Raw genomic sequence first — 24,937 nt, 5'->3', positions numbered from 1 at the left:
GAAGAGGCTCAGCGTTTCGCTGGCCCCGGCAGGTCGTAGCGGATCCGCCACAGCTTGAACGGCAACGGCTTGCCCGGCTGGGCCTCGCGCAGCGGCACCGGCTCGAGCCAGTTCGGCACCTGGCCCTTGGCGAGCTCCGCATAGAAGCCGTTCGGCCCGCGGCTGCGATAGAGCGTCGTCTCCGCCATGTTCGGGCAGATCAGCAGATATTGCGCCTTGTGCGCGGCGGCGATCGGCCGGAAGTTCGGCGTCGCCCAGGTGAAGGCGTGATGCACGTCGAGGATCGCGCGGCCGTTGCGATGATAGGGGCCGGCGATGCCGCTGTGATGCGTGACGGTGATCAGCCGCGGGCCCAGATCGACATGAGTGAAGACGATCCCGGCCGGCACGTCGTCGAGCACGCGCAGGTTGCTCATCCGCGCGCAGGCGGCATTGGCGGCGGCGACCTTGTCGGGGGACGCCGGCTTGCCTGGCCTGGCGTCGTCGCCGGCGGAGAATAAGGGCACGACCAGCCCGGCCCAGAGGCCCGAGAGCAGCAGGAAGGCGAATACTGTGCCCAGCACGCGCACGAGGATGCCGAGCAGCCGTGCCGGGCCTTCGCCGATCCAGCGCGCGAAGGGCGCGCGGATGCTCAGGAACCAGGGCACCGCCACTGCCAGCAGCGCCACCGATCCCGGCACGGCCAGCAGCTGTGCGGCGGGTGCGGCGCGCACCTGCCAGAGCAGCATCGCGCCGGCAAAGGCCGTGAACAGCGCCACCGCGGCCCAGCCGACCAGCGCCTCGCCGTGGCGCGCGCGCCACGTGGCGAACAGCGCGCCCAGGATGCCGATCACCGGCAGCACCGCCATCGGGAAGGCGGTCTTGAAGGCGTGCTTGTAGATCGGCCGCGCCTCGCGGACATTGTTGAGCCAGGTATTGGCGAGCTCGTCCGAGACCTGTTCGGGCCGGCCCAGGCATTGCGGGAACAGCAGCGCGAAACCGGCGACGATCGCCCCGCCGGCCAGGGCGGCCAGCGCGAGGCGGAGCCGGCGATCGGCCGGGTTGCACAGCGACAGCGCGAAGAGCAGGGCACCGGCGGCGACCATCACGGTCAGCCACACTGGCGTGAGCGCGTCGCAGCGCATCGCCTGATTGGCATTCGAGGCGAAGAGCGCGAAGCCGAGCGCGGAGCCGCCGCCGAGCGTCAGGCCATAGACCTGCATGCGGCGCACATCGTCGTGGTCCCAGATCCAGCGCAGCGCGATGATCGCGCCGGCCATGGCGCAATAGGGCAGCATCTCCAGCCCGATGGTGAGCGAGGCCGCGCTGGACAGGCCGACAACGGCGCCGCCGCGGGCGCGGCGCGGATCGGCGAGGCCGGCGACGGTCATCGCCAGGAACGCCAGCTGCCAGCCATGATGGTCGATCCGCATCGGCGCGAACATCGACATGGTGGACGCGCAGCCCATCAGGACGATCAGCGCCACCGGCCAGGCCCAAGGCGCCACGAGCCGGCGCACCGCGAGCGAGAGCCCGGCCATGGCGAGCGCCAACGGCAGCAGCGGGGCGATGCCGCACGCCCATTTCTCGGCGGTGGCGGTGCCGACGAACGGCTTGAAGGCGAGGATCAGCCCGGCAATCGGGAGGTCGACCAGGCGCGACCAGTGGATGTCGAACCCGCCCAGCGCCGGGTCGAGGCGATATTGCCGCAGGTCGTACCAGCCCTGGCCCGCCAGCCAGGCGCGGACCTGCATCAGGCGCATATTGTCGTCGGTGTCGCCGAGCAGCAGCCAATAGATGTTGCCCTGCCGGTCGTGGAGGAACCAGGCGACCACGCAGAACCAGAAGAGCGCCATCCAGCGCAGCCAGTTGCGGTCCAGTTCTCGGTCGAGGCGGAATCCGCCCTTGGCTTGTGGCGTCAAAATCGCTTCCCTCGCTCCGCGCCACGCATTAGGGCGACCGGCGGTTCTTGGGCAAGCGATTGTGACGGCGGTAATCAGGCGATTCGAAGAGATGTGGGCGAATGGCGTGTTCGGGCAGCTCGTGCGCTTCGGCATTGTCGGGCTGGCGTCGACCTTCGTCTATGCCGTGGTCTATTGGCCGCTCGCCACCTATGCGATCCCGCCGGTGCTCGCCTCGATCGCGGGCTTCCTGGTCGCGGTGGTCTTCGGCTATGTCTTCCACAGCCGCTGGAGCTTCAAGGGGCATGAGGCCGAAGGCGGCGTCGGCACCCAGTCCAAGTTCGTCGCGGTCCAGTCGGTCGGCATGGCGATGAACGCCGCCTTCACCTGGGTGATCACCGGGCCGCTGCATCAGCAGACCTGGGTGCCGCTGCTTCCCGTCGTCTTCGTGACGCCGCTCGTTACCTTCGCGCTCAACCGCTATCTGGTGTTCAAATAAGATGGACCGCATCGTCTACGAGCGCATGGCAGCGCACGACACCACTCACTGGTGGTATCGCGCACGCCGCGAGATCCTTTCCGACTATCTGAAGCGCTACGCCCATATTCCCGGCGGTGCGCGCATCCTCGAGATCGGCTGCGGCACCGGCCATAACCTGCCGATGCTGGCCCAGTTCGGCGAGATCGATGCGATCGAGATCGACGAGATCGCCGCCGCCAAGGCGAGCGAGCGGCTGGGCAAGAAGGTGGGCGCCTCGCCGCTTCCGGAACTGACCGGAGTCGAGGACGGCAGCTACGACATGGTCGCGGTGCTCGACGTGATCGAGCATGTCGAGGACGATGTCGCGGCGCTGCAGGCGATCGCGCGCGTGCTCAAGCCTGGCGGCAAGATCCTGATCACCGTGCCGGCGCACCAATGGATGTGGAGCGCGCACGACGTGGTGAACCATCACAAGCGCCGCTATTCCAAGACGACGTTGACCGCCTCGCTGCAAAAGGCCGGGCTCGGCTGGCAGAAGCTGCACTGGTTCAATTCGCTGCTCTTCCCCGTGGCGGTGGCGGCGCGGCTGGTCGGCAGGCTGACCGGCAAGGACGACAGCGACGATTCGCCGCCGCCCAGGCCGCTCAACGCCGCGTTCGAGACGGTGTTCGGGCTGGAGCGCCACCTGCTCGGCCGGCTGCCGATGCCGCCGGGCCTGTCGATCATCGTGCTGGCCTCGCCCAAGGGCTGAGGAATCAGCCCTCGCCGCGCGGCGTCACCGGAGAGACGCTGACCTCGCCCGAATCGGCATAGCGATAGCCGAGCGACGCATGGCCCATCACCGGCCCGGCGACATCCGCCACGATATAGAGCGGCCGGCGCTTCGATTCGACATAGAGGCGGCCGAGATATTCGCCGATCATGCCGAGCACGAACATCTGCACCGCGCCCAGCACGACGACGACGAGCATCAGCGAGGTCCAGCCGGGGATCGCCGCGCCCATCAGGAAGCCGGCGAAGATGTAGAGCACCAGCAGCGCCGACAGGCCGGTGAGCACCAGGCCGACATGGCTGGCGAAGCGCAGGGGCGCGGTCGAGAAACCGGTGATCGCGTCCAGGGCGAAGCGGATCATCTTGCCGAGCGGATATTTGCTCTCGCCGGCATGGCGCTCGTGCCGGTCATAGGGGAAGGGCACCTGCTTGAAGCCCACCCAGGCGACCATGCCGCGGATGAAGCGCGCCTGTTCCGGCAGCGACAGGAAGGCGTCGAGCGCGCGCCGCGTCATCAGGCGGAAATCGCCGGTGTCGAGCGGGATCGGCGTGTCGGTGATCCGATCGAGCATGCGGTAGAAGAAGGCGGCGGTGATCTTCTTGAAGATCGTCTCGCCGTCGCGCTTGCGGCGCACCGCATAGACCACGTCCGCACCCTGCGAGCGCATCGCGGCGCGCATGTCGGCGAGCAGCTCGGGCGGGTCCTGCAGGTCCGCGTCGATGATCAGGATCTCCTCGCCCGCGCACAGGTCGAGCCCGGCAGTGAGCGCGAGCTGATGGCCATGGTTGCGCGAGAGATTGATCGCGACGAGGCGCGGATCGCCGGCGGAGAGGCGCTGCATCACGTCCCAGCTCCTGTCGCGCGAGCCGTCGTTGATCAGCACGATTTCATAATCGTCGCCCACCGCGGCACGGGCCGCGCCGGAGACGCGGCCGTGCAGCATCTCGAGGCACGCCTCTTCATTGTAGCAGGGGATGACGACGGAGAGCTTGGGCCGTTTTTGCATGACCGGACGCTCTAGCGTCGCGATGCGCCGCCGTCGAGCGGCATGGATGCCTCGCCCCGTATCGCTGCCCGCGCTCGGCCGCGCTTCTCCTCGTCATGGGGTTGACGCTCCATGCGCATGGCGGCTAACGGACATCGCGATTGAGAATCACTTGCATTAGCAGAAAGGGTTTCGGGGCATGCGGCGGACGATCGGGATGGGGATCAGCCTTTGGGCGCTGGCGGCGGCGCTGCCGGTCCAGGCGCAGGAGAAGAAGGACGCCGAGCAGCAGAATTCGACGATCACCGTCACCGCCACCCGCATCCCGACCGACGTGAAGGAAGTCCCCGCCACCGTCAGCGTGATCGACGAGAAGAAGATCGCCGACCAGCTGGTGACCGACATCAAGGACCTGGTCCGTTACGAACCGGGCATCAGCGTGCCGCGCGGGCCGACTCGCTTCGGCGCGGCGCTGGGCGTCACCGGTCGTGCCGGCAATGAGGGCTTCATCGTCCGCGGCATCGGCGGCAACCGCGTGCTGATCCAGGTCGACGGGGTGCGCGTGCCCGACGGCTTCACCTTCGGCGCCCAGTCGGCGGGCCGCGACTATGTCGATATCGGCCTGGTCAAGTCGGTCGAGATCCTGCGCGGCCCGGCTTCGGCGCTCTACGGCAGCGACGGGCTTGCCGGTGCGATCAGCTTCACCACCAGCGATCCGGCGGACTTCCTCGGCGGCGACAAGAAGATCGGCGGCCTGGTCCGCGCCGGCTACAGCTCGGCGGACAATGAATTTGCCGAGACCGGCATCGTCGCCGCCCGCTTCGGCGACGTCTCGGCGATGCTCTCCTATACGCGCCGCGACTTCCACGAGCTCGACAACAAGGGCAGCAAGGGCGGCACCGGTTCGGCGCGCACCGAACCCAATCCGCAGGACGGCCGCACCAACGCCGTGCTCGGCCGCATCGTCTTCGAGCCCGACGCGCAGAACCGCTTCCGCATCACCGGCGAATATCAGGACAGCCATGTCTTCACCAATGTGCTGACCGGGCTGAGCACGACGGTCGACCTGCTCCAGGCCCGCGACACCACCAAGCGCGGCCGCATCGCGGGCGACTGGTTCTGGAAGGGCGACGGCCTGTTCGACCATGCCCGCCTGAGCGTCTGGTGGCAGGACGGCGAGAACCGCCAGTTCACCGACGAGGATCGCACCCCCGCCGCGGATCGCGAGCGGCTCAACACCTTCGAGAACACCGTGTTCGGCGGCTCGGTCGAAGTCGGCGCCCGCTTCGAGACCGGCGCGGTGACGCACCGCCTGCTCATCGGCGGCGACATCAGCAGGACGCATCAGCAAGGGCTGCGCGACGGCAAGGTGCCGCCGGCCGGCGAGACCTTTCCGACCCGCGCCTTCCCCGAGACCAACTATGTGCTGGCCGGCGCCTTCATCGCCGACGAGATCGTGCTGGGCCCGGTATCGCTCTATCCCGCCCTGCGCTTCGACGCCTATGACCTGTCGCCGAAGCGCGACCCGCTGCTGCCGAGCTTCAGCGGTGCCGCCCAGTCCGGCTCGCGCGTGTCGCCCAAGCTGGGTGCGGTGGTGCGGCTGAGCGACGAGATCCGGCTGTTCGCCAACTATGCCCAGGGCTTCAAGGCGCCCGAGCCGAGCCAGGTGAACCAGTTCTTCTCGAACCTCGCCTTTGGCTATACCTCGCGGCCCAATCCGAACCTGCGGCCCGAGAGCAGCGAGAGCTGGGAAGCCGGCTTCCGTCTGAACAGCGGGCCGGTCAGCCTCGACGTCACCGGGTTCATCGCCGATTATGACGACTTCATCTCGCAGGAAGTGACCGGCGGTGCCGGCACCCCGGCCAATCCCGCCATCTATCAGTTCATCAACATCGACCGCGCCCGGGTGAAGGGCGCCGAGGCGCGGTTCCAGGCCCGCTCAACCAACGGCCTCTCCGGCACGCTCGCTCTTGCCTATGCCCAGGGCGAGCAGATCGAGCCGAACGGCGCGCGCAATTCGCTCTCCACCGTCGATCCGCTGAAGCTGGTGATCGGCCTGGGCTATCGCGCGCCGGACGGGCGCTTCGGCGCCGACCTGACCGCGACGCACAGCGCCCAGAAGGAGCTGAGCGCCACCACCGGCGTGTGCAACGGCACCCCCTGCTACCGCCCCGACGGCTTCACCATCCTCGACGCGACGGCCTTTTTCCGCATCGCCGACGGGCTGACGCTGCGCGCCGGCGTGTTCAACATCTTCGACAAGAAATATGCCTGGTGGAACGATGTGCGGGGCTTGGGCCTGACATCGACGACCAACGGGCAGACGGTGCCGATCAGTGCCGATTCCTACACCCAGCCGGGCCGCAACGGCTCGGTCTCCATCAGCTACCGCTTCTGAGGACCAGGATCATGAAGACGCTGCTTTTCCCGATTGCATTGCTGCTGCCGGTGCCGTTGCCCGCGCTCGCCCAGCAGGCGCCCGCGCCGGCGGCCAGATCGGCCTTCGAGGCCGACCGTGCCGACATCCTCGCCATGGCGGGGACGTACAAGGTGAAGTTCGACATGCAGGAGAGCACGTCCTGGCGCGCCGACTACACTCCGATCCCGGCCAAGGTCTCGGGCGGCGACGAGGTCGTCCGGGTGATCGAGGACAAGGGCACGACGATCCGGCTCCAGCATCTGCTCGTCGTCGACACGGGCGACGGCAAGAAGATGGTGATCAAGCACTGGCGCCAGGACTGGCAGTACGAGCCCGCCAGGGTGCTGGTCTATTCGGACCGCGATGCCTGGACCTGGGCCGAGGTGCTCGCCGCCGAGCGCAAGGGCGTCTGGTCGCAGACCGTCTATCAGGTCGACGATTCCCCCCGTTATGGCGGCTGGGGCAAGTGGACCGAGGTCGGCGGCGTGCGCCGCTGGGAATCGAACCGCAGCTGGCGGCCACTCGCCCGGCGCGACGCGGTGCGCGGGCCGGTCTATGACCGCTATCTGGGCGTCAACCGTCACGCCATCGCACCGGCCGGCTGGATTCACTGGCAGGACAATCTGAAGATGGACGGCAAGACGATGCCGGTCGTCCAGGAATATGTCCTCAACAGCTATACGAAATTCGCGGGCTTCGACGTGAAGGCGGCGGACGATTACTGGGCGGCGACCAAGGGCTATTGGGCCGCGATCCGCGCCGAATGGGACCGGATCGCCGCGGCCAAGGGCGGCATCCGCATCACGGAGGAAGCCGATCACGGCACGGTGATCGCCGGGCGCGTGCTCGAGATCGCCGACGAGATCCAGCAGGGCAAGACCAGCGAGGCGGACGGGGTCAAGACCGCCCGGGCGCTGATGGACCAGGCGACCAGGGCCGCGCGATAGATTCCCCCTCGGGAAAGGCCCGCTTTCCTTGGTCGGAGCGGGCTGGGGGCGAGCACGGTTCCCAAGCCCGTGCCCGCCCCCTTTTTTGATCCTCGCGCCCGGCTATTGCGCGAAGAACTGCTGCACCACCGTATAGCTGGCGCGCGGCGTGAGCTGGTCGGCGACGCCGCCGGTGAGCCAGCCGTCGCTGGCGATCGCCGGATCGGTCGAGTTCCTGCCGACGGGCAGGACCGAGCAGAGGCCGAACCATTCCTCTTCCCAGGTGGTGTAGAATTGCGCGTTCGCCGGGCCCCAGGGGGCGATGGCGGTGTCGCGGAAATCGTGCACGCCGGCCGCCGTCTGGATCGTCGCCGGGCTGGTGACCGCCGGGTCCATCCATTTGTACCATTCGTCGGAGAATTCGAAGACCTGGACGCCCTGGAGGAGCTGGTTGGCGGGAGCGACCGATGCACTGCCGACCTGGAAGCCGGCCGCCGCCTGGAGATAGGCGTAGAGCGCGACCGCGGGGCCCGCCGCCGCCGGGGGATTCGCCGCGGTCCGCAGCCCGTCGAGCAGCGTGCCGTAGATTGTCGCGTCCAGCTGCATCCAGCTGGGCGATGGCAGGCCGGGATTGGCGGGATTCTGGGGCACGCCCTGGAAGAGCCAATAATTCCCGGTGTCGCTGTCATAGGCGACCAGCCCGCCGGCATTGTAGGTGGGATTGTCGGTGAAGAAGGTCGACGACGTCCGCGCCGTGCTGGTGGTGGTGACGACCGCCAGGCTCTCCTGGCCCAGCACCGTGCCCGGGATATAGGACGAGAGGACCGCCTGGTTGGAGGTCGCATCCCAGGTCGCCACTTCCCCGTTGGGATTCGCCACATAGGGATCGTTCCCGCCCAGCGCGCCGAAGCCGGTATTCGCGACCTGGGTGAAGCGCATCGCCTGCGGAATGCCGATCTCGCTCAGCACCACCGGCGCCATCGGCTGGCCGGCGGCCTTGCGCGCACTCAGATAGGCGATGATCGGCGTGCTCGCGATGGGGGCCGCGTAGAGATTCCAGCCCCATAGATCCAGGTCGTAGACATCGGTGGCATAAGCGGGACGGTTGGTACCGGCGGTCGTCGTGATGTTGCCGTTGCTGTCGACATAGAGCGGCTCGGTGCCCGGGGCGGTGCCGGTGGGGTCCGGCGGCGAATCATATTGGATCAGCTGGGTCGTCAGCGTGGCGATGTCGTCCTGCATCGCCGCGATGGTGAGCTTGTTCGGCGCGCCCTGCTTCAGCGCCGCGCCCACCGCGTTCAGAAAGTCCCAATATTCGCGATACTCATAGGTGCCGCTCGGGCCCGGCTGGTTCGTCTCGTTGGTGACGTAGAAGCCGGCCAGGGCCGGGTGATGGCCATAGCTCTGGCCCAGCCAGGTCGCCGTATCGAGATAATATTGCTGGATCTGGGTATATTGATAGCCCGGCGCCGGCGCCGTGTTCGCCGAATAGAAGGCGGCCGTCGACACGCCGACCGACAGGAACACGTAGATCGGATCGACTCCGCCGTTCCAGCACATGTCGAGAAAGACGTCGTGACAGTAATGATACCAATAGGGCGGGGCCTGCTTCACGTCGGCGCCCTGGGGCATATAGGTCGGATATTCGGTGCCGTTGGCCGCGACGTAGCGGATCGGGCCCAGCACGGTCCAGTCGATCATGCTGTTGTCGGCCGAGGGAACCACCGTTCCCTTGCCATCCGGCTTCGACATGGTGGAGGGCGGCATGTTGAAGCTGCCATAGACGCCGATATTGTTGGCGCCGAGCTGGCGGATCAGGCCGTTCGGCCCGACATCGCGGTTCCAGATCGGCTGGTACATGATCATGGTCGTGGCGTCGGGGCCGGCGTTCTGCATGCCGATATAATAGAAGTCGCCCATCGGCGATCCGGCGGCACCGCCATTGATGTCGAGCGGAGTCGGCTGATAGCGCACGCCCTTGAAGACGAAGGGCTGCGGGGTTCCTGCGACGCCGGACGCGACCTGCGCGACCATCACCTGGCCGTTCGCGATGCTCCACGCGGTATCGGCGTCCGGATAGAGACCGGAATAGCCGATGGGCTGCTGGGGCGGCAAAGGGGGTGGGGGTGGAGATGGAGGCGTGGCCATGATCTTCCTCTCGCTGTTGCCGGGCGCTCGCGGCGAGCGCCGGTCCGGATGGGCGAGCGGAAGGCGCGCGAGATTCATCGGGGTTCGGGCATCACCGGCATGTGAAATCGGCCCCCGCCGCTCATCGCCAGTCTAGCTGCGTGCGGCACGGATGCGAAACGAAGTTGGCAGCGAAATGGTGGCTTATGGCTGGCCGATCGGCGCGATCCGGGCCTTTGCCGGCAGGGCCCTCAGGCCCGTTCCGCCGAGCTGACCGCGTCCGCCGCGCGCAGCGCCGCGAGCAGGCGCATCAGGTGCGCGGCGTTGCGCACTTCCAGGTCCATCGTGTTGGTGTGGAAAGTGGTGTCGCGATTGTCCATGCGCAGGCCGAGAATGTTGGCCTTGTGCTGGCCGATCAGCGTGGCGACCGCGCCCAGCGCGCCGGGCTCGTTCTTCAGCGTGATCTCGATCTGGGCGATGCCGCCCTCGGCCTTGTTGCCCCAGGTGAGATCGACCCAGTCCTCCTCGGTGGTGTCGGCCAGGCTGGGACAGTCGATCCGGTGCACTTCGATCGGCTCGCCGGCCCGGCGGATGCCGACGATGCGATCCCCCGGCACCGGGCGGCAATCGACCGAGAAGTGGAACGCGACTCCGGGGGTTAGGCCCTTGATCTCGATCGCGTGCTGCTGGGGCGGCAGGTCGTGCTCGTCCTCGCCTTCGGTCGAGCCGGGCATCAGTGCTTCCATCACCTGGAAGTCGGTGAACTGGCGGCGGGCGATCGCTTCCATCAGCGAGGCCTCGTCCTGCAGCTTGAGGCGCTTGAGCGCGTCGGGGATCGCGCCGTCGCCCGGCGGCGTCGGCAGGCGCAGCACGATCTCGTCATAGAGCTTGTGGCCGAGCGCGATCGTTTCCTCGCGCTCCTTGTGGCGGATATGGCGGCGGATCGCCGCGCGCGCCTTGCCGGTGATCGCGAAGTTGAGCCAATTGGCCTGGGGCTCCTGCGCCTTGGAGCGCAGGATCTGGACCTGGTCGCCCTGTTCGATCTCGGTGCGCAGCGGCACGACGCGGCCGTTGATCTTGGCGCCCACCGCCTGGTCGCCCAGGTTCGAATGGACCGCATAGGCGAAGTCGATCGGAGTCGCGCGCTTGGGCAGCTGGATCAGCTCGCCCTTGGGGGTGAAGGCGAAGATCCGGTCCTGGTACATCGCCATGCGGGTATGCTCGAGCAGCTCCTCGGGGCTCTCGGCATGTTCGAGGATCTCGATGAGGTCCTTGATCCAGCTGACCTGGGTATCGGGCCGGACGTTGCTGGCCTTGTAGGCCCAGTGGGCGGCGAGGCCATATTCGGCCTGGGCGTGCATGTCGCGCGTGCGGATCTGGATCTCGATGCGCGTGTCGCCGGCATGGATGATGCTGGTGTGGAGCGAGCGATAGCCGTTGCGCTTGGGGGTGGAGATATAGTCCTTGAACCGGCCCGGCACCATCGGCCAGCGGCGGTGGATCACGCCGAGCGCCCGGTAGCATTCCTCCTCGGTATCGACGATCGCGCGAAAGGCCATGATGTCGCTCAATTGCTCGAGCGACACGTGGCGTTCGGACATCTTCTTCCAGATCGAATAGGGATGCTTCTCGCGCCCGGTGATCTCGGCTTCGATGCCGCCGCGCGAAAGGAGGAGCTTGAGGCCCGAGGCGATCTTGGCAATGCGGTCCTCGCCCTCGATCTTCAGGCTGTCGAGCCGCTTCTCGATCGATTCATAGGCTTCGGGCTCGAGCTCGCGGAAGGCGAGCGTCTGCATCTCCTTCATGAACTCGTACATGCCGATCCGCTCGGCGAGCGGGGCGTAGATGTCCATCGTCTCGCGGGCGATGCGCTTGCGCTTGTCGGGATTCTTGATGTGATGGAGCGTGCGCATGTTGTGCAGCCGGTCGGCCAGCTTGACGAGCAGCACGCGGACATCGTCCGACATCGCGAGCAGGAACTTGCGGAGATTCTCGGCGGCCCGCTCGCTCTCGGTCTGCGCCTCGATCTTGGAAAGCTTGGTGACGCCGTCGACCATGCGCGCGACATTGTCGCCGAACAGGCGCTGGATGTCCTCGGGCGTGGCGACCGTGTCCTCGACCGTGTCGTGCAGGATCGCGGTGACGATCGTCTCGTCGTCGAGATGCAGGTCGGTGAGGATGCCGGCCACTTCGATCGGGTGGCTGAAATAGGGGTCGCCGCTGGCGCGCTTCTGGGTGCCGTGCGCGTTGACCGAGAAGACATATGCCCGGTTGAGCATCGCTTCATCGGCATCGGGGTCGTAGCTCAGGACCCGGTCGACAAGTTCATATTGGCGCAGCACGGGATCTAGATGGGGCCCGGTGCTGTTGCTTTGCAATAAATTTGAGCGCTTTGCGGCGCTTTTCGTGCGGGGCCGGCCACTTCGACGGCGAAGCGGCCGGCTCCGGTCAACTCAGTTCGCCTTGGCGTTGCACTTTTCCAGCGCGGCCGCGTCGAAATCGGCGCCGTTGGCGCGGAAGGCCGAAAGCTTGCCGACTTCGCGGGCGACGAGCTCGCAGACGATGCCGTCCCGCGCGTTCGCCTTGGCGGCGGTGCAGGTGCCGGCGCCGCACTTCCACAGCGTCGAGCGCGTGACGAGGCTGGTCTTGGCGGGTGCGCTCACCGGAGTCGCGGAATAATAGCCGTTCGGGGCACCCTGCGCGATGCCGGCGGCGGGGACGAGGGCCAGCGTGGCCGCGGCCGCTGCGGCGAAGAAGCGGGTCATGGGAAATCCTCCTGGGGTCAGAACCTGCAGCCGAAGCTGCAACCCGGTTTTTAATTGACATAGAAGTAAGTTGCAACGAGAAACTTTTGCTGCGGCGCAAGAAGTTACGGCATTCCGTAGCGTCGGCTTTTACGGTAGGATGACAAGTTATGGGTGGTGCCATTCGAGAGTCGCTGCGCCAGCTGGCGAATGACTGCAGCCTGCCGGCGGCGCTGGAAGCGATGGGCGAACGCTGGTCGTTCCTGATCCTGCGCGGCTCGTTCAACGGGCTGCATCATTTCGAGGAATTCCAGTCCGAGCTGGGCATTGCGCGCAATATCCTGGCGAACCGGCTGGCGCGGCTGGTCGACAAGGGCATCCTGCAGCGCCAGCCCTGCGCCGACGATCGCCGCAAGATCGAATACCGGCTGACCGACAAGGGCTATGCGCTGCTGCCGGTGATGGTGTCGCTGCGCCAATGGGGCGAGCGCTGGGAGACGGGGGTGCCGGCCTATCCGGTGCTGGTCGACGCGCGCGACAGCCGCCCGATCCGCGCCGTGCAGGTGCTGAGCCATGACGGGCGCGCGCTGGGCAAGGGCGACCTGCTCTGGGCGCTGCCGGAAGACGTGGTGGCCGAGGACGACGCGGTCGAGGTGAAGGCGGCGGAGTAGGCGAGGCTACCAGGTCGCGACGGCCTGGATGTCCACTCGGGTTGGCGTGAAGGGCAGGAACACGACGAGCGGATTCTTGAAGAACCCGCCGCATCCGATCAGCGCGGCGCGTATCCATAGCGCGGATCCGACACGAAGCAGGCTGACCGGACCGCCGAGGCCGGAGACGAACGACGGCACGACGTTGCGGATGAGATAGGGTTGCCCTTCCCCTGCCGCGGCTTCGGGAATGTCGCCGATCAGGTCCTTCGCCTGGTCCAGGCCAAGCGGGACGATCTCGGCCTTTTCGAGCATTTCGACCGCCTGGGCCCGCCGGGCCGCACCGACCTCATGGATCGCCGCCTTGGCGATCGGGCTGATCTGCTGTGGCGTTCCCGGGCGCGACTGGACCCAGTCGGCATATCGATCGACGTCGGGCGGGCATATGAGCCTGAAGTCTGGCACCCGGATCGCCCGGGGCAGGTGCCGCTGCGCGTTCGCGGGCCCCGACAGCAGGACCAAGGACGCAGCGACCAACGGCGAGCCGGCTCGGAGCATGCGTGAATGATACATTGTTACATTAATGGCGGCAATGGCCGATCAGCCTCCCAGCCCCGCCAGCCGCACCCGCACATTCTCCGGGATCGGCTTCGACTTGCGCGTCGCCAGGTCGACATGGACGCTGACCATTTCGACTTCGGTGTGGAGTTCGCCCGTCTCGGCGTGGCAGAGTTCGATGCGCATGGTCATGCTCGACGTGCCGACTCGCTCGACCCGGGCGAAGCCCTCGACCATGTCGTCGAACACGAACGGCTTCTTGTAGTCGATGGCGGCGCGGACGACGTTGAACTCGGCGTCGAGCCAGTCGGGACCGATATCGCCCAGATCGGCCCAGCGCCAGAACTCGCCGAGAGTGACGTCGGCATATTCGAGATAGCGCGAGTTGAAGACGATCTTCTGTCCGTCGATCTCGGAATAGCGGACGCGGAAGCGCGTGGAGAATTGGAAGCCGGGACGCATCGCGGCGGGGTGGCGCGACGGGAGGCGCGCGTCAACCGTCCCTTCGCTGCCCGGCGCCGGCAAGGTCGCCTATGTCAACAGCCTGAAGCCGACGATCGCCAGCACCGTCGCCAGGATCGGCACCAGCACGCGCTCGGAGATGCGCGTGGCGATCAGGCTGCCGATCACGATGCCGGGGATCGAGCCGAGCAGCAGCGCGACGAGCAGGCCCGGGTCCACCGATCCCATCGTCCAATGGCCGATGCCGGCGATGAAGGTGAGCGGCACCGCATGCGCGATGTCCGAGCCGACCAGCCGCGCCACCGGCGCGCCGGGATAGAGGACGAGCAGCGCCGTCATCCCCAGCGCGCCCGCGCCCACCGAGGTGAGCGAGACGAGCACGCCCAGCACCGCGCCCAGCAATATCGTGAGCCCGGCGATGATGCGCCCGTCCAGCCTGGCGAAGCGCTGCCCCGCCGCACGCACGATGCGGGTGCGGAAGAACAGCGCGATCGCAGTGAGGATCAGGGTGACGCCGAGGATCGCCGAGATCAGATGCCCGGTATCCTGCGCGCCGCGATGGGCGGCGTTGAGGAACAGCAGTGTGGCGATCGTCGCCGGGACGCTGCCCGTCGCCAGCCGCCGCACCACCCGCCAGTCGACCGATCCGCGCCAGCCATGGACGGCGGTGCCCACCGCCTTGGTGCCCGAGGCATAGAGCAGGTCGGTGCCGACGGCAGTGGCCGGGTGGAAGCCGAAGACGAGCACCAGCAAGGGCGTCATCAGCGATCCGCCGCCGACGCCGGTCAGCCCGACGAGCAGGCCGACGAGCACGCCGGCAAGCGAATAGAGCGGATCGACGTGGAGCACCGGCCCGGGCTCAGCCTGCCTTCGCCGCGGTGTTGACGCCCATCGACTTGAGATACTGCTTCACGTTGCGCGCGGCCTGGCGCAGGCGCTGCTCGTTCTCGACCATGGCGATGCGGACGAAGCCCTCGCCATTCTCGCCATAGCCGACGCCCGGCGCGACCGCGACCTTGGCATGGGTGAGCAGCTGCTTGGAGAATTCCAGGCTGCCCAGATGCGCCAGTGCCGGGGGCAGCGGCGCCCAGGCGAACATGCTTGCGGGCGGGGAGGGGATTTCCCAGCCGGCGCGGCCGAAGCTCTCGACCAGCACGTCGCGGCGCTTGTGGTAGAGTTGGCGATTGGCCTCGACGATGTCCTGCGGGCCGTTGAGCGCGGCGCAGGCGGCGGCCTGGATCGGCGTGAAGGCGCCGTAATCGAGATACGACTTCACGCGCGTCATCGCCGCGATCAGCTGCTTGTTGCCCACCGCGAAGCCCATGCGCCAGCCGGCCATGGAATAGGTCTTGGAGAGCGAGGTGAACTCGATCGCCACGTCCTTGGCGCCCTTGACCTGCAGGATCGACACGGTCGGCTTGCCGTCGAAATAAAGCTCCGAATAGGCGAGGTCGGAGAGGATCCACACCTTGTTCTCGCGCGCCCAGGCGACGAGGCGTTCATAGAAGGCGAGGTCCACCGTCTCGGCGGTCGGGTTCGAGGGATAGTTGACCACCAGGATCGAGGGGCGCGGCACGGTGAAGGCCATCGCCCGCTCGAGGCTTTCGAAATAATGTTCGTCCGGCGTGGTCGGCACCGCGCGGATCGTCGCGCCCGCGATGATGAAGCCGAAGGTGTGGATCGGGTAGCTGGGGTTGGGCGCCAGCACCACGTCGCCCGGCGCGGTGATCGCGGTGGCGAGGCTGGCCAGGCCCTCCTTCGAGCCCATGGTCACGACGACTTCGGTCTCGGGATCGATCTCTACGCCGAAGCGGCGGGCATAATAATTGGCCTGGGCGCGGCGCAGGCCGGGAATGCCCTTGGACTGGGAATAGCCGTGTGCATCGGGCTTGCGGGCGACTTCGACCAGCTTGTCGATCACGTGCTGGGGCGGCGGCAGGTCGGGGTTGCCCATGCCGAGGTCGATGATGTCCTCCCCTGCCGCACGCGCCGCTGCCCGCATCGCATTCACTTCGGCGATGACATAGGGGGGCAGGCGCTTCATGCGGTAGAATTCTTCGGACATTTCCTCGTCTCTCAGGGGTTGGAGCGCGGCACGAACTTGTGCCGTGTACCCGTCCTACGCCATGTTCGCGCCTGCGGGAATGACGAGTTGCCTGTGGTGCGCTAAAGCGGCGCTTGAAGAGGATGAGCATGGCCGAAACGACCACACCGCCGATTCCCGATCTCGAGGACCTGCAGCACTGGACCTGGGTGCTCGGCCGCGCGCAGCAGATGATGCTCGAGCACGGCCTCGACATGATGGAGCACATGCCCGCCGCGCCGCCCTTCGGCGCGCTGCTCGATCCCGCCGCGGCGGTGAAGGCGACCACCGATTTCTGGTCGGACACGATGAGGCTCTGGCAGCGTTTCCTCGATCCGCAGAACGCCCAGCCGTTCGAGGAGACGCCCGAGCAGGCGCGCGACAAGCGCTTCAAGGCGCCGCAATGGCGCGAGGAGCCGGTGTTCGACTTTCTGCGCCAGAGCTATCTGGTGATCGCAGACCATATGCTGCGCGGCGTCGACGTGCTGGAGGGGATGGACCCCAGGCAGAAGGACCAGGTGCGCTTCGCAACCAGGGGCTTCCTCGACGCGATGAGCCCGACCAACTTCCCCGCGACCAACCCCGAAGTGCTCGAGAAGATCGTCGAGACCAAGGGCGAGAGCCTGCTCAAGGGGCTGTCCAACATGCTGGGCGACTTGGCCAAGGGGCAGATGACCCAAACCGCCGAGGGCGCTTATGAGCTGGGCCGCAACCTGGCGATGACGCCGGGCAAGGTGGTGAAGCGCACGCCGCTCTACGAGTTGATCCAATATGCCCCGGCGGACGGCGCGAAACAGGTCTATGCGACGCCGCTGCTGATCTTCCCGCCCTGGATCAACCGCTTCTACATCCTCGACCTCAATCCCGAGAAGAGCTTCATCCGCTGGGCGGTGGAGCAGGGGCTCACGGTGTTCGTCGTCTCGTGGAAGTCCGCCGACGCCACGATGAAGGACATAGTCTGGGACGATTTCGTCGAAGGCGGGCAGATCGACGCGATCGACACGGTGCGCGATCTGCTCGGCGTGGAGGCCGTGCACGCGATCGGCTATTGCGTCGCCGGCACCACGCTCGCCGCCACGCTGGCGGTGCTGCACGCCAGGGGCCAGGCCGGGAAGGTGCGGAGTGCGACCTTCTTCACCGCGCAGGTCGATTTCTCCGAGGCCGGCGAGCTGGGCATGTTCGTCGACGACGACCAGCTGGCGATGATTCGCAGCCTGGGGGGCGAGGGGTTCCTCGACGGGCGCTACATGGCGGCGACGTTCAACCTGCTGCGCGGGCGCGACCTGATCTGGAACTACGTCACCAACAACTATCTGATGGGCAAGGATTATGCCCCGTTCGACCTGCTCCACTGGAATTCGGACGTCACCAACCTGCCGGCGCGCTGGCACATGAGCTACCTGACCGACCTCTACCGCGACAACAAGCTGGTCCAGCCCGGCGCGCTGGCGATCGGCGGCACGCCGCTCGACCTCGCGCAGGTGGCGACGCCCACCTATGTCCAGGCCGGGCGCGAGGATCATATCGCCCCGGCGCAGAGCGTCTGGAAGATCACCCATTATTTCAAGGGGCCGCTCAAGTTCGTGCTGGCCGGATCGGGGCATATCGCCGGCGTGGTGAACCCGCCCTCCGCGCAGAAATATCAATATTGGACCAATTCGGAGAAAGTCGGGACGCTCGCCGAGTTTTTCGCGGGAGCAAAAGAGACCAAGGGGAGTTGGTGGCCCGACTGGATCGGCTGGCTCGACGCGCTCGATGCCGCCAGGGTTCCGGCCAAGGGCGCGCGGATTCCGGGCAAGGGCAAGCTCAAGCCCCTGGAGGACGCGCCGGGAAGCTATGTCCGGATGCGCTGATTTCCTGCGCTATCCCAAGCTTTTACCTATTTTTGTGCACTGCACAAAAGTCACTTGCATTGCAGTGCAAGAAGAGCTACATGCTGCATCGCAGCAATAGCTTTATGGGGAAGGCACATCATGGCCACCAAAGGACCGAAGACCGGCGCGCCCAAGCCCGTCGCTCCGAAGCCTGCGGCGCGCGCCAAGCCCGCGCCGAAAGTTGCTGCGCCCAAGGCTGAGAAGCCCGAGCCGGTGAAGGCCGCCGAGACGATCGTCGAGGCTCCCGTCGTCGCCGAGCCGGTCCCAGTCGTTGAGGCAGCACCGCAGGAAGTGACCGAAACCGAAACCGTCGAAGCCGTGGCCGAGACCCCCGTCGAGCAGATCGCCGAGGTTGCCGCGGAAACCGCAATCACCGTCGTCGAAGCCGTCGAGGAGACGGTCGTCGCGCCGGAAGTGAAGGGAAGCTGGAAGATGACCACCATCGAGAACGCCACCGACAAGGCCCAGGCTCTGTTCGCCGAGTGGAACGACCGCACCAAGGCCGCCGTCGAGAAGTCGACCAAGCTGGTCGAGGAAGCCAATGACTTCGCCAAGGGCAATGTCGAGGCGCTGGTCGAGTCGGGCCGCATCGCCGCCAAGGGCTTCGAGGGCCTGGGCCAGGACGCTGCCGAATATGGCCGCAAGTCGTTCGAGAGCGCGACTGCCGCGCTGAAGAATCTCGCCGCCGTCAAGTCGCCGACCGAGTTCTTCAAGCTGCAGAGCGACTATTTCCGCGGCGCGTTCGACTCGTACGTCGCCGAGGCGTCGAAGAACACCGAGGCGCTGATCAAGCTCGCCAGCGATGCCGCGCAGCCGCTGTCGAACCGCGTTGCCGTCGCCGCCGAGAAGGTGAAGACCGCCGCGTAAGCCGGCGCTTCCGGCTTGCCGGAAGACGAGATCAGGGCGGCCGTCCCCCGGGACGGCCGCCCTTTTCCTTTCCGGTGTCCCATCCGGGTTCACGCATGGCCGGCGGCCTTGCCCTTGGGAGCGCGAGCCCATATTTTCGGCGGCGTGACAGATCCCGTGAAATTCGACATCAGCATGCCATGGCGCATGGCCGAGGACGGCAATGACGACGACCGGGGCAATGACCCCTCCGTCGGCATTGCCACGCGCACGCGCACCCGAACGAAGAAGCCCACGCCCTATCGCGTGCTGATGCTCAACGACGACTATACGCCGATGGAGTTCGTCGTGCTGGTCCTGCAGCGCTTCTTCCGGATGAACATGGAAGAGGCGACGCGCGTGATGCTCCACGTCCATCAGCGCGGCGTGGGCGTCTGCGGCGTGTTCAGCTACGAAGTCGCCGAGACCAAGGTGGCGCAGGTGATCGACTTCGCCCGCCAGAACCAGCACCCGCTGCAATGCACGCTGGAAAAGGCGTAGGAGATCGTTTCGCGCCTGCCTCCGTATCGACCCGTGTAGGCATTTTTCCGGGAAACCCAGTGGCCTCGGCCCAAGCTATTAGACCTTTCGTTCCTGGGAACCGGGGGGTTTCGGGCGGGAACGGGGGCCGGGCGGCGCGACTTGTCATCGCAGACGTCCGGCCCCTCGCATTTCCGGCAAGGCTCAGCGCGCGCGGGGCAGCCAGCCCAGGTCGAGCCCCTCGTAGCGGTTGACATAATTGGCCGCGCGGGCAAGCGCGCGCTCGTCGAGCAGCGTGACGCGGCCGCTCTCCCGGGCGATCATCCCTTCCTCCTCGAGCTGGCGCAGCATGCGGTTGACGTGCACGGCAGTGAGGCCGGTCGCGTCGCCCACTTCCTCCTGCGTCAGTCCCAGCGGGAAGACATTGGCGAGGCTCTTGTCGGTGGCGCGCAGGCGATTGCGCAATTCGAGCAGCAGCGCCGCGACCCGGGCCTTGGCGCTGGTGCGGCCGAGCGCGGCCAGCCGGTCGGTCAATGCGACGCGTTCGATCTGCGAATAGACGAGCACCATCGCGGCGAGGCGCGGATGATCGAGCATCAGATCCGACAACACGCCGCGATCGAACGGGCAGACCACGCAGTCGGAAAGCGCGGCCAGCGTCTCGGGCGCTTCCCGATAAACCGCGCTGGAAATCCCCAGCATGTCGCCCGGAAAGAGGAAGCGCAGGATCTGGCGGCTGCCATCGTCGAGCAGCACATAGCTCATCATCAGGCCCTTGCGCAGGATGTAGAGTTCGTTGCCGCCCTCATTCTCGCGCTGGAGCACCGCCCCGCGGCGCAAGTGGCGCTGGCGTTCTTCCAATCTTTCGAGCGCTTTCCGCTCGACCTCTGATAAGTCGATCAGCTCGCTCAGCCTCTCCGCGAAACAACTGCCGGACACGCGATGGCTTCTCCCCACGCGCAATGCAAAGCAGTGCAACTGAATCAATGCATTAAAATCGATCAAGGGTGCGAAAAACGCCTGCCCTTGCGCGCGGCGGGACAAAGATTAGAAGCCCGGCATGGACCGTATTCTCATTCGCGGCGGCAAACGCCTTTCCGGCAAGATTCCCGTCTCCGGCGCCAAGAACGCGGCGCTCACGCTGATGCCCTGCGCGCTGCTCACCGACGAGCCGCTGACCTTGCGGAACCTGCCGCGCCTGGCGGATGTGGACAGCTTCGGCCATCTGCTCAATGAGCTCGGCGCCTCGACTGCGATCGAAGGCACGCGGCCCAGCGATTTCGGCCGGGTGATGACGGTGCGGGCAGGCAAGCTGACCTCGACCGTCGCGCCCTATGACATCGTCCGCAAGATGCGCGCCTCGATCCTGGTGCTCGGCCCGCTGCTCGGCCGTGCGGGCGAGGCGACGGTGTCGCTGCCCGGCGGCTGCGCGATCGGCAACCGTCCGATCGACCTGCACCTGAAGGCGCTCGAGGCGATGGGCGCCGAGATCGAGATCGCCGCGGGTTATGTGAAGGCGACGGCGCCCGGCGGGCGGCTGCGTGGCGGGCGTTACAGCTTCCCGGTGGTCTCGGTCGGCGCGACCGAGAACGCGCTGATGGCCGCGGTTACCGCCAAGGGCACCACCGTGTTCGACAATGCCGCGCGCGAGCCCGAGATCGTCGACCTGTGCAACCTGCTCGTCGCGATGGGCGCGCATATCCAGGGCATCGGCACCGAGCGGCTGGAGATCGAAGGCAGGGACCGCCTGCACGGCGCGACCTATGCCGTGATGCCCGACCGGATCGAGGCGGGCAGCTATGCCTGCGCGGCGGCGATCACCGGCGGCGATGTCGAACTGGTCGGCGCGGCGGCGGACGACATGCGCGCGACGCTGGACGCGCTGGTCCAGGCCGGAGTGACGGTGGAGGAGACCAAGGCCGGCATCCGCGTGGCGGCCAACGGCCCGCTCAAGCCGCTGACGCTGTCGACCGCGCCCTTCCCGGGCTTCGCGACCGACATGCAGGCGCAGTTCATGGCGATGCAATGCATGGCCGAGGGCGCCAGCGTCTTCACCGAGACGATCTTCGAGAACCGCTACATGCACGTGCCCGAGCTGGCGCGGATGGGCGCCCATATCGACGTGCGCGGGCGCACCGCGGTGGTGCACGGGCCGACCAGGCTGGTCGGCGCGCAAGTGATGGCGACCGACCTCCGCGCCTCGATGAGCCTGATCCTCGCCGGTCTGGCGGCCGAGGGCGAGACGCAGGTCAACCGCGTCTATCACCTCGACCGCGGCTATGAGCGGCTGGAGGAGAAGCTTTCCGCGGTCGGCGCGGATATCGAGCGGGTCGGCGACGGCTAGGGCGGGTGCTCGGGCGGCGCTTCAGCCTGGCGATCGGGGCGGCGGCGCTGCTGCTGCTTCTGGTGCTGGCGGCAAGCTGGTTCCTCGCATCGAAGATTGCCGCCGGGCATGCCTCGGCAGTGGCGCCGGTGCCGCCGCCGGCCGAGCAGGTGCGGCTGAAGGCGCGGGACGGCGTTTCGCTCGCCGGCACCTATTGGCCCGGGCGGCGCCCCGATGCGCCGGCGGTGCTGCTCCTCCACGGCGTCGGGGCCTCGCGGAACCAGACCGTGCCGATGGCCGAGGCGCTGGTGGCGCAAGGCTATGCGGCACTGGCGATCGACCTGCGCGGGCATGGCGCGTCGACGATCACCGATCATAGCTATGGGCTCGACGAAGGGCTGGACGCACGCGCGGCGTTCGACTGGCTCAAGGCGAGGCAGCATGATGCGAAGGTGGCGGTGATCGGCGTCTCGCTGGGCGGCGCCGCGGCGCTGATCGGGCGCGACGGCGCGGTCCCGGCCGATGCGCTGGTGCTGGTCGCGGTGTTCCCCGACATTCGCCATGCGATCTACAACCGGATGGCGGCGGTGCTGACGGTGGCGGGCGGGACGCTGGCCGAGCCGCTGCTGAGCTTCCAGGCGCTGCCGCGCTACGGCGTATGGCCCGGGCGGATCGCGCCGATCGCGGCGATCCGGGACTATCCCGGGCCGGTCTTCGTGATCGGCGGCGCGGAAGACCGCTACACGCCGCCGGCGGAGACCCGTGCCCTCTATCGGGCCGCGCCGAACCGCAAGGCGCTATGGCTGGTGCCGGGGCTGTCGCACGGTGATGTCAGCAACTTGCACGACGCCGAATGGGCGCGGCGAATCGGCGGGTTCCTGCGCGAGACGATCGGGACGCCCTAGCGCGCCGCGCTCATCGAATAGGGCCGCGCTGCCCTGGCCGTAGCCCAGCCCTTGTTCGGCGTGGCGCGCATCGTGAAGCGCAGCTCGCCGCCCGCGACGATCTCCTCGTGCCGCAGATATCCCCGCGCCAGCGGCCTGCCGTTCAGCGTGACCGTGCCGACATAGGCGTTCGCATCCGACAGACCGTCGGCGATCACGGTGAAGCGCTTGCCGTTCGGCAGGTTGAGCGTCGTGCGGCTCAGGAAGGGCCGGCCGATCACATATTCGTTCGAGCCCGGGGCGACCGGATAGAAGCCGAGCGCGGTGAAGACCAGCCAGGCGGACATCTGGCCCAGATCGTCATTGCCCGAAAGCCCGTCCGGCGCCGGCTTGTACTGGCTCTCGACGATCTGCTTCAGCCGCTCCTGCGTACGCCAGGGCTGGCCGGCATAGGCGTAGAGATAGGCGACATGGTGGCTCGGTTCGTTGCCATGGATGTACTGGCCGATCAGGCCGGCAATGTCCTCGGCATGGCTGTAGTCGAGCTTCGAATTGTCGAAGTCGAACATCGCGTCGAGCTTCTTCACCGCCGCCGCGTCGCCGCCGAGCAGCGCGAACATGCCGGCCTGGTCCTGCGGCACGAACCAGGAATATTGCCAGGCATTGCCCTCGGTATAGTCCGATCCATAATTGATCGCAGTGGGATCGAAGGGTGTGCGATAGCTGCCATCGGCCTTGCGGGCGCGCAGGAAGCCGGTCTTCGCATCGAAGCTGTTGCGCCAGTTGCCGGCGCGCTTGCCGAAGGCGGCGGCGACGTCCGCCTTGCCCATCGCCCCGGCCATGCGGGCGATGGTCCAGTCGTCATAGGCGTATTCGACTGTCTTGGATGCCGCCTCCGGTTCCCTGTCGATCGGGACGTAGCCGAGCTTCATATACGGGTCCAAGCCGCCATAGGGGCCATAGGTGGCGCTCTTCACCATCGCATCGAGCGCGGCCTGTGCGTCGAAGCCGCGAATGCCCTTGAGATAGGCGTCGGCGATCACCGGCACGGCGTGATAGCCGATCATCGTCCAGGTCTCGCGGCCATGGAACTGCCAGACCGGCAGGATGCCGAACGGACTCACCTGCTGGCTGGCGATCAGCGAATTGACGAAGTCGGCGTTCCGCTTTTCCGGCTGGAGCAGCACCAGCAGCGGATGCTCGGCCCGGAACGTGTCCCACAGCGAGAAGGTCGAGTGGAAGGTGAAGCCGGTGGCGGCATGGACCTGGTCGTCCGGGCCGCGCCAGCGGCCATCGGCGTCGGAGAAGACGCTGGGGGCGATCAGGCTGTGATACAGCGCAGTGGCGACCATGCGCTTCATCGGCGCGGGGCCTTCGAGCTCGACCGTGCCGAGCGCCTTTTCCCAAGCCCTGCCCGTATCGGCGCGGACGGCATCGAAATCGCCGGGCTCGCTGTCGAGATTGGCGATGGCGCCGTCCTCGTCGACCGCGGAGATGGCGACCTTCACTTCGAGCGGCCTGTCGAGCACGCCGAAGCCGAACTGGGCAACCAACGCGCGTCCCTGAAGCTGGGCCGGGTCCGCGGCGCCGCGGCCGGGGCCCTGGAAGCCCTTATACTCCACTTTCTCCTCGGTGTTCGAGAAGGCGTGGCGCGTGAGCGGCGCGGAGGGGCGGATCGCGAAATAGAGCTTGCGGGCCGGCGCCCAGCCGCGCGTCTCGCGCATGCCGGTGATCGTGCCGTCCGCGCGGACCCGGATCGAGGACCAGAGCGTCTTTCCCGGATAATTGTAGAGCGAGCTGCGCAGATCGAGCAGCAGCCGGGCATCCTTGCCGGCGGGGAAGGTGTAGCGCTGCACGCCGACGCGGGTGCCCGCGGTCATCTCTGCGCGCACCCCGCTATCGGCCAGGGTGACGGCATAATAGCCGGGCCGCGCCTGTTCGGTCGCATGGTCGAAACGCGCGCGATGGGCGCCGGGCTCGAGCGAAATCGCATCGCCCACCAGCGGCTGGATCAGGAAGTCGCCCAGGTCCGAATGGCCGGCGCCCGAGAAATGCGTCATCGAGAAGCCCTGGATGGTCGGGTCCTCGTAGCGATAGCCGGCGGCGTGGCTATAGCATTTGCGGATCTCGCAGGTCGTGTCGGTATCCGGGCTCAGCTGGATCATGCCGAAGGGCGCGACCGCCCCCGGGAAGGTGTGCCCCTCGCCGCCGGTGCCGATCATCGGATCGGCGGCGTCATAGGTGGATCCGCCGGACGTCTGGGCCGCGAGCGGCGCGGTGGCGAGCGACAGGGCGGCGAACGCGGCGAGGCCGGTGCGAAGGAGCGCGGTCATGCGCCTCGTTAGAGCAGAGCCGCGCCATGCCTCCAACCCGGATCCGAGCTCCGTGGATCCGATGCGACGAT

The 24,937-nt window shown here is 67.2% G+C and carries 21 protein-coding genes; 10 read left to right on the top strand and 11 right to left on the bottom strand.

Going from position 1 to position 24,937, the window contains the following annotated elements:
* Positions 1–8 precede the first annotated feature (8 nt).
* A complete protein-coding gene (locus tag CAP40_RS00645) occupies positions 9–1,835 on the bottom strand; it encodes a hypothetical protein (RefSeq protein ID WP_086128381.1) in 1,827 nt (608 codons plus the stop codon).
* Between the two features lie 172 nt (positions 1,836–2,007).
* On the opposite strand from CAP40_RS00645, the gene CAP40_RS00640 reads away from it, so the two are divergent.
* Positions 2,008–2,379 carry a GtrA family protein gene (locus tag CAP40_RS00640; RefSeq protein WP_086128380.1) on the top strand — a complete coding sequence of 124 codons (372 nt, stop codon included), beginning with the start codon at positions 2,008–2,010 and terminating at the stop codon, positions 2,377–2,379.
* Between the two features lies 1 nt (position 2,380).
* Positions 2,381–3,112, top strand: a complete 732-nt coding sequence (locus tag CAP40_RS00635; RefSeq protein WP_086127435.1) for a bifunctional 2-polyprenyl-6-hydroxyphenol methylase/3-demethylubiquinol 3-O-methyltransferase UbiG — start codon at positions 2,381–2,383, stop codon at positions 3,110–3,112.
* A 4-nt stretch (positions 3,113–3,116) separates the two neighbouring features.
* Here CAP40_RS00635 and CAP40_RS00630 read toward each other — a convergent pair whose 3' ends face one another.
* On the bottom strand, positions 3,117–4,139 hold the full coding sequence (locus CAP40_RS00630; protein ID WP_086127434.1) for a glycosyltransferase family 2 protein: 1,023 nt from the start codon (positions 4,137–4,139) through the stop codon (positions 3,117–3,119).
* Between the two features lie 178 nt (positions 4,140–4,317).
* Between CAP40_RS00630 and CAP40_RS00625 the strand changes: the two genes are divergently transcribed.
* Together CAP40_RS00625 and CAP40_RS00620 are read left to right on the top strand one after the other, a co-directional pair.
* The gene (locus CAP40_RS00625; RefSeq protein ID WP_086127433.1) at positions 4,318–6,516 is read left to right on the top strand and encodes a TonB-dependent hemoglobin/transferrin/lactoferrin family receptor; all 2,199 of its coding nucleotides are present in this window, start codon (positions 4,318–4,320) and stop codon (positions 6,514–6,516) included.
* 11 nt (positions 6,517–6,527) lie between these two features.
* The gene (locus tag CAP40_RS00620; protein WP_144034179.1) at positions 6,528–7,484 is read left to right on the top strand and encodes a DUF6607 family protein; all 957 of its coding nucleotides are present in this window, start codon (positions 6,528–6,530) and stop codon (positions 7,482–7,484) included.
* 102 nt (positions 7,485–7,586) lie between these two features.
* Here CAP40_RS00620 and CAP40_RS00615 read toward each other — a convergent pair whose 3' ends face one another.
* From CAP40_RS00615 to CAP40_RS00605, 3 genes are all read right to left on the bottom strand, one after another.
* Positions 7,587–9,578 carry a hypothetical protein gene (locus CAP40_RS00615; RefSeq protein WP_086127432.1) on the bottom strand — a complete coding sequence of 664 codons (1,992 nt, stop codon included), beginning with the start codon at positions 9,576–9,578 and terminating at the stop codon, positions 7,587–7,589.
* Between the two features lie 263 nt (positions 9,579–9,841).
* Positions 9,842–11,932, bottom strand: a complete 2,091-nt coding sequence (locus CAP40_RS00610; protein ID WP_086127431.1) for a bifunctional (p)ppGpp synthetase/guanosine-3',5'-bis(diphosphate) 3'-pyrophosphohydrolase — start codon at positions 11,930–11,932, stop codon at positions 9,842–9,844.
* Positions 11,933–12,043: 111 nt separating this feature from the next.
* On the bottom strand, positions 12,044–12,355 hold the full coding sequence (locus tag CAP40_RS00605) for a hypothetical protein (protein ID WP_086127430.1): 312 nt from the start codon (positions 12,353–12,355) through the stop codon (positions 12,044–12,046).
* Positions 12,356–12,504: 149 nt separating this feature from the next.
* Here CAP40_RS00605 and CAP40_RS00600 point away from each other — a divergent pair, with 149 nt between their 5' ends.
* Entirely contained in the window at positions 12,505–13,005 is a 501-nt protein-coding gene (locus CAP40_RS00600; protein WP_086127429.1) for a helix-turn-helix domain-containing protein, read from the top strand.
* Positions 13,006–13,011: 6 nt separating this feature from the next.
* On the opposite strand, the gene CAP40_RS00595 is transcribed toward CAP40_RS00600, so the two are convergent.
* From CAP40_RS00595 to CAP40_RS00580, 4 genes are all read right to left on the bottom strand, one after another.
* Positions 13,012–13,506, bottom strand: coding sequence for a hypothetical protein (locus CAP40_RS00595; RefSeq protein WP_086127428.1), 495 nt, complete (start codon positions 13,504–13,506; stop codon positions 13,012–13,014).
* A 78-nt stretch (positions 13,507–13,584) separates the two neighbouring features.
* Positions 13,585–14,004, bottom strand: a complete 420-nt coding sequence (locus CAP40_RS00590) for a thioesterase family protein (RefSeq protein WP_086128378.1) — start codon at positions 14,002–14,004, stop codon at positions 13,585–13,587.
* 69 nt (positions 14,005–14,073) lie between these two features.
* Positions 14,074–14,853: a sulfite exporter TauE/SafE family protein gene (locus tag CAP40_RS00585; RefSeq protein WP_086127427.1), complete on the bottom strand. Its 780-nt coding sequence runs from the start codon at positions 14,851–14,853 to the stop codon at positions 14,074–14,076.
* 10 nt (positions 14,854–14,863) lie between these two features.
* A complete protein-coding gene (locus tag CAP40_RS00580; RefSeq protein ID WP_086127426.1) occupies positions 14,864–16,069 on the bottom strand; it encodes an LL-diaminopimelate aminotransferase in 1,206 nt (401 codons plus the stop codon).
* A 122-nt stretch (positions 16,070–16,191) separates the two neighbouring features.
* Here CAP40_RS00580 and CAP40_RS00575 point away from each other — a divergent pair, with 122 nt between their 5' ends.
* From CAP40_RS00575 to clpS, 3 genes are all read left to right on the top strand, one after another.
* On the top strand, positions 16,192–17,940 hold the full coding sequence (locus CAP40_RS00575) for an alpha/beta hydrolase (RefSeq protein ID WP_086127425.1): 1,749 nt from the start codon (positions 16,192–16,194) through the stop codon (positions 17,938–17,940).
* 120 nt (positions 17,941–18,060) lie between these two features.
* On the top strand, positions 18,061–18,828 hold the full coding sequence (gene phaP / locus CAP40_RS00570; RefSeq protein ID WP_086127424.1) for a phasin family protein: 768 nt from the start codon (positions 18,061–18,063) through the stop codon (positions 18,826–18,828).
* 186 nt (positions 18,829–19,014) lie between these two features.
* The gene (gene clpS / locus CAP40_RS00565) at positions 19,015–19,347 is read left to right on the top strand and encodes an ATP-dependent Clp protease adapter ClpS (protein WP_086128377.1); all 333 of its coding nucleotides are present in this window, start codon (positions 19,015–19,017) and stop codon (positions 19,345–19,347) included.
* 183 nt (positions 19,348–19,530) lie between these two features.
* Here clpS and CAP40_RS00560 read toward each other — a convergent pair whose 3' ends face one another.
* Positions 19,531–20,238: a Crp/Fnr family transcriptional regulator gene (locus tag CAP40_RS00560; RefSeq protein ID WP_086128376.1), complete on the bottom strand. Its 708-nt coding sequence runs from the start codon at positions 20,236–20,238 to the stop codon at positions 19,531–19,533.
* Between the two features lie 148 nt (positions 20,239–20,386).
* On the opposite strand from CAP40_RS00560, the gene murA reads away from it, so the two are divergent.
* Together murA and CAP40_RS00550 are read left to right on the top strand one after the other, a co-directional pair.
* Positions 20,387–21,670, top strand: coding sequence for a UDP-N-acetylglucosamine 1-carboxyvinyltransferase (murA, locus tag CAP40_RS00555; RefSeq protein ID WP_086127423.1), 1,284 nt, complete (start codon positions 20,387–20,389; stop codon positions 21,668–21,670).
* Between the two features lie 5 nt (positions 21,671–21,675).
* A complete protein-coding gene (locus CAP40_RS00550; RefSeq protein ID WP_086127422.1) occupies positions 21,676–22,554 on the top strand; it encodes an alpha/beta hydrolase in 879 nt (292 codons plus the stop codon).
* Here CAP40_RS00550 and CAP40_RS00545 read toward each other — a convergent pair.
* Complete coding sequence (locus tag CAP40_RS00545) at positions 22,551–24,866, bottom strand: GH92 family glycosyl hydrolase (RefSeq protein ID WP_086127421.1); 2,316 nt, start codon at positions 24,864–24,866, stop codon at positions 22,551–22,553. The two genes, CAP40_RS00550 and CAP40_RS00545, sit on opposite strands and share 4 nt — an antisense overlap.
* Between the last annotated feature and the right edge of the window lie 71 nt (positions 24,867–24,937).

The organism is Sphingomonas sp. IBVSS2, assembly GCF_002127225.1.
Classification (GTDB): domain Bacteria; phylum Pseudomonadota; class Alphaproteobacteria; order Sphingomonadales; family Sphingomonadaceae; genus Sphingomonas.
This window is presented reverse-complemented; position numbering and strand designations above follow the sequence as displayed.